This is a genomic window from Microvirga massiliensis (genome assembly GCF_001006805.1).
Taxonomy (GTDB): Bacteria; Pseudomonadota; Alphaproteobacteria; order Rhizobiales; family Beijerinckiaceae; genus Microvirga; species Microvirga massiliensis.
Genome location: NZ_LN811354.1, coordinates 470,628 through 474,327, shown reverse-complemented (window position 1 = coordinate 474,327; position 3,700 = coordinate 470,628). Strand labels below are relative to the sequence as shown.

Genomic DNA, 3,700 nt, shown 5'->3' with positions numbered 1-3,700 from the left:
ATTGCGCCGTGGTGTCGGGTATCAGCCGTGGCCCGCGATGACGTTCGCGAACATCCTCGAGATCGCGCAGCATCTGCTGCTGCACGTTCACGGGAACCGCCGCAATCCAGACGATTTCGGCCTGCAGCACAGTGAGTTCATCGCATTGTGCGATGAGGTTCAGCTGGTCACTAGAGCCCCGGACCGGAAATGGGACTCTGCGGGTTTGGGTCTGAGCCGACCTGTGATTCCCTTCTTGCAGCAGGAGGTGGATCATGGGGCACAGCTATTCTTTGGATCTGCGGGTGCGGGTGGTGGCCTTTGTCGAGGCCGGTCATTCGTGCCGCGCGGCGGCGCGGCATTTCGGGGTCAGCGACAGCTTTGCGATCAAGCTGATGCGGCACCAGGCGCAATCTGGCTCACCGGCCCCGGCGCGCCAGGGCCGGCCCCCTGGGCGCGGCAAGCTGGCGCGTTATGAGACCTTTCTCGTCCAAACCGTGGAAGCCAAGCCCGACATCACGATGCCGGAATTGGCCGCGATGCTGCTGAGCGAGCATGGCGTGCAGGTTGATTCCGCCACGCTCTCGCGCTTCTTATGCCGACGCGGCTTCACAGATCAAAAAATCTCTGCTGGCCGCAGAGTGCGCACGCGCCGACGTGCGCGACGAGCGTCGCGTCTGGCGAGACCAGCGCCAGCCCCGCATGCGTGAGCAGCCGTCTCGGTTCGTGTTTCTCGATGAGACGGGTGTGAACACCAAGATGGTGAGGTTGCACGGCCGTAGCCGCCGGGGCGAGCGCCTGCCCGCGTCAGCACCGTTCGGGCCCTGGAAGACGCAGACCTTCATCGCGGGGCTGCGCTGCCATGAGCTGAGCGCCCCCTGGATCATCGATGGCCCGATCACCCGAGCGGCGTTCGACCGCTACGTCGCGACGCAGCTCGCCCCGACGCTGGCGAAAGGCGATGTCGTGATCCTCGACAACCTCGCGGTCCACAAAAGCAAGAGGGCAGCCCAATGCTTGAAAGAGAAAGGCGCCTGGTTCCTGTTCCTGCCGCCCTACAGCCCGGATTTGAACCCGATCGAGCAGGCCTTCGCGAAGCTCAAGGCGCACCTGCGCAAGATCGGGGCCCGCACCTTTGACGCGCTCTGGCGCGCCATCGGGGACATCTGTGATCTGTTCGAACCGCAGGAGTGTTGGAACTACCTCAAAGCCGCACGATATGCGTCCGTTTAATAGTCCGGTGCTCTAATTTTCGCTGGTTCTTGACATATCGACCAGTTGGATCCTCGATGCCCAAAGCACCTTTCTGGGCTTGATCCCGACGCGGAGAAGATGCGCACCAATGCCGACCGCAAGTTCAATTGAGACAGCGATCGTCTGCACGTGTCTGACGATTAACTTGGTTGCAATCCAAGCCTTTCCATTACAAGCATCGATGTGCTGGATCGCCTTCCCGTGGGTGGCACGTGAGCATGCAATCGCGAGCAAATCCGTGACGGATATCACAGTGTGAGGGCGAGGAGACTGTATCGTCGGCAGAACGCTTCCGAGCACGCGCTGGAGGAACCCGCATGATTGTCTCAGCTGGAATTGCCAAAGATTATCCGCGTTTGGCAACGTGGATCTGCGATAACCTTCCGAAAGTGAAAAAGAATACCAGGGTATTTAAAGCATTCCAGAAGTATGCGGAACTGAAGGAAAAGGTGGCCGAGCGCGCCCTCGAACACGGAAACCCGCCCGTCATTGAGTTCAGGCACATGGCGTCTGCGAATGGCCAGTACCTCCCGAAAAAGTATCCCGACACTGTGTTCATTGCGGCGGTGATTTGCGACAAGTTTCAGAATTCGGATGCTGACGCCAAGGATTCACGGATGCACCTGCTCGTAGAATCTACCCTGCTGCACGAGATCGTGCATTGGGGCGACTGGATGGACGGCAAGGAATCTCCGTTCGAGGCTGGAAAGGCGTTCGAGTCTCCGTTCGAGGCTGGAAAGGCATTCGAGAAGGAGGCGTACGGCAAGGATGTCGAGCGGTATTGGTAGTGCATGCACTGGCCCCGTTTTGTGAGCCTTCGTCTGTGGGGGTCGATGACAACGGTCGGGCTGCAAGAGGTCGGGGCTTTCCAAGGGGCGGGTTTTGTCCCCCAGGGGACCGTCGGCGCTCTCGTCCATGGGGCGCCCTTGCCAGCACCACACACCGGGGTTGGAGAGGCCTGATTTGTGCATGATCTCCATGGACCCGCACCTGTCAGCGATTGCAGCTGACGTACGCTATCTTCTGTCATTCGCTGCCCGCAGCATCTACTCGAAGTGGCACGTCTCCGAATACGGGGCACTTGGATCCTTAACCAGGACGTGAACCCAGGCTTACCGCTCTCAGTTTGCTCGTCGCTCCAAGGGACACGGCTTCGCATCACCTCGCCCCGTCTCGGCTCAGCGAGCGCGCGACCTCATCGGGCAGCTCGCCTCGCCGAAGCAAAGTATCCACGGCAAAGACGATGGCGACAGTGCCCGCGTCGCGGATCTCACCGCGCATGACCCGCTGCAGAACCGTCTCAAATGGCACGCGTGCCGTTCGGATGATCTCCTGAGGATCCGGATCGCGCTCGCACGCAGTCAGCCTCCAGGCCAGGAACACGATCTCCCGCTCGTCCGTGAGCGAACCGCTTGGGATCAGATCCAGAACCTGGAGCCAGTGCTCGGCTTCCAGTCCCGCCTCCTCCCGCAGCTCTCTGCGCGCGCCCTCCAGCGGAGGCTGGTGGTGCTCGCAGCCACCGGCCGGCAACTCCCAACTGTAATAGCCCGCCCCGAAGCGATACTGCCCTACCAGGATGGTGACCCGTCCTGATCGATGGGGAGGATCCGGACCCCCAGCTTCTTGTGGTGCACCACGCCGTAGCGGCTCTCGATGCCCGCTGCATTCACGACCCGGTGCTTGTCGAGAGCCAGCCATTGGTCGTCGTAGACGCGGTCCGTCGACAACACGGTCCAAGGGTTGTCTGAGGTGGTCATCCGTGTCTCTCCAGCCCTCCGGGCGAGCCATGGGAGGACAAAGCGAGCGCCACGCTGTGGATGCCCTCCCGCTCCGACCTCTTTTGTGCCTATGGCCACGAACAACGGCGAGAAAAAGGGAATCGTTTCCATAGATCAGTTCGCAGACACCTCGGTGGTCGCTGACGGCCAGCGTGGCACTCACGGCAATAGCTGCATCGATCGCGGAGCCGCCCGCGCGCAGTACGTCGCTTCCAGTCTGTGTGGCCATGCTGTGAGGGCACATGACTATGCCCAGGGCGCCAATGTTGAGGTCCGTCCTGTGGTGCTGTTCATGTGCAACACCTGACTTCACCTGCTCCGCCATCGCAAGGACCGCAGGCATAGGCCCGTTCGTAGGGCTCCGAAGCGGTGGCGGCATTGGCGCAACGGGAATCCATCGGAGTGGAATTTCCGGACCCCAGACGGTGAGCGACGGTGCTGAAGCCATTTGGCTTGGCAAATCCGGAGTGGTGACCCTGTTTTCGGAGATATCGACGGCGTCGTAGTGGTTCCGCGAGAGGCCGAGAAGGATGTCCTGCTCCGTGCCTTCGACAAAGGCAGCTGGGAGAACACCACTCGAGATGAACTCCTCAAAGGGGCGAGGCTGACGGAGGTGTTCGAGCGCTACGGGGTGCTGTGATGATCGTTCCGACAGAGCATTCAGAGAAGCATTGCTGAGACAGGTAGGC

Annotated in this window: 4 protein-coding genes and 1 pseudogene; 3 read left to right on the top strand and 2 right to left on the bottom strand. The window is 61.0% G+C overall.

From position 1 onward, the window contains the following. Positions 1 to 254: 254 nt before the first annotated feature. A pseudogene (locus BN1233_RS46005) lies at positions 255 to 1,212 on the top strand (IS630 family transposase). Positions 1,213 to 1,550: 338 nt separating this feature from the next. Beyond that, positions 1,551 to 2,021, top strand: a complete 471-nt coding sequence (locus BN1233_RS18230; RefSeq protein ID WP_046864975.1) for a hypothetical protein — start codon at positions 1,551 to 1,553, stop codon at positions 2,019 to 2,021. A 370-nt stretch (positions 2,022 to 2,391) separates the two neighbouring features. On the opposite strand, the gene BN1233_RS48420 is transcribed toward BN1233_RS18230, so the two are convergent. Together BN1233_RS48420 and BN1233_RS49750 are read right to left on the bottom strand one after the other, a co-directional pair. Further along, positions 2,392 to 2,763, bottom strand: coding sequence for an NUDIX domain-containing protein (locus BN1233_RS48420; RefSeq protein WP_048707964.1), 372 nt, complete (start codon positions 2,761 to 2,763; stop codon positions 2,392 to 2,394). A gap of 38 nt (positions 2,764 to 2,801) precedes the next feature. Then, positions 2,802 to 2,990: a hypothetical protein gene (locus BN1233_RS49750; RefSeq protein ID WP_048707967.1), complete on the bottom strand. Its 189-nt coding sequence runs from the start codon at positions 2,988 to 2,990 to the stop codon at positions 2,802 to 2,804. 469 nt (positions 2,991 to 3,459) lie between these two features. Here BN1233_RS49750 and BN1233_RS47050 point away from each other — a divergent pair, with 469 nt between their 5' ends. Next, positions 3,460 to 3,651, top strand: a complete 192-nt coding sequence (locus tag BN1233_RS47050; protein WP_147707366.1) for an RraA family protein — start codon at positions 3,460 to 3,462, stop codon at positions 3,649 to 3,651. Positions 3,652 to 3,700: the final 49 nt, after the last annotated feature.

Excerpts from the sequence above, each read along its gene's own strand:
- BN1233_RS49750 (WP_048707967.1), bottom strand. The coding sequence starts at position 2,990 with ATGACCACCTCAGACAACCCTTGGACCGTGTTGTCGACGGACCGCGTC.
- BN1233_RS18230 (WP_046864975.1), top strand. The coding sequence starts at position 1,551 with ATGATTGTCTCAGCTGGAATTGCCAAAGATTATCCGCGTTTGGCAACG.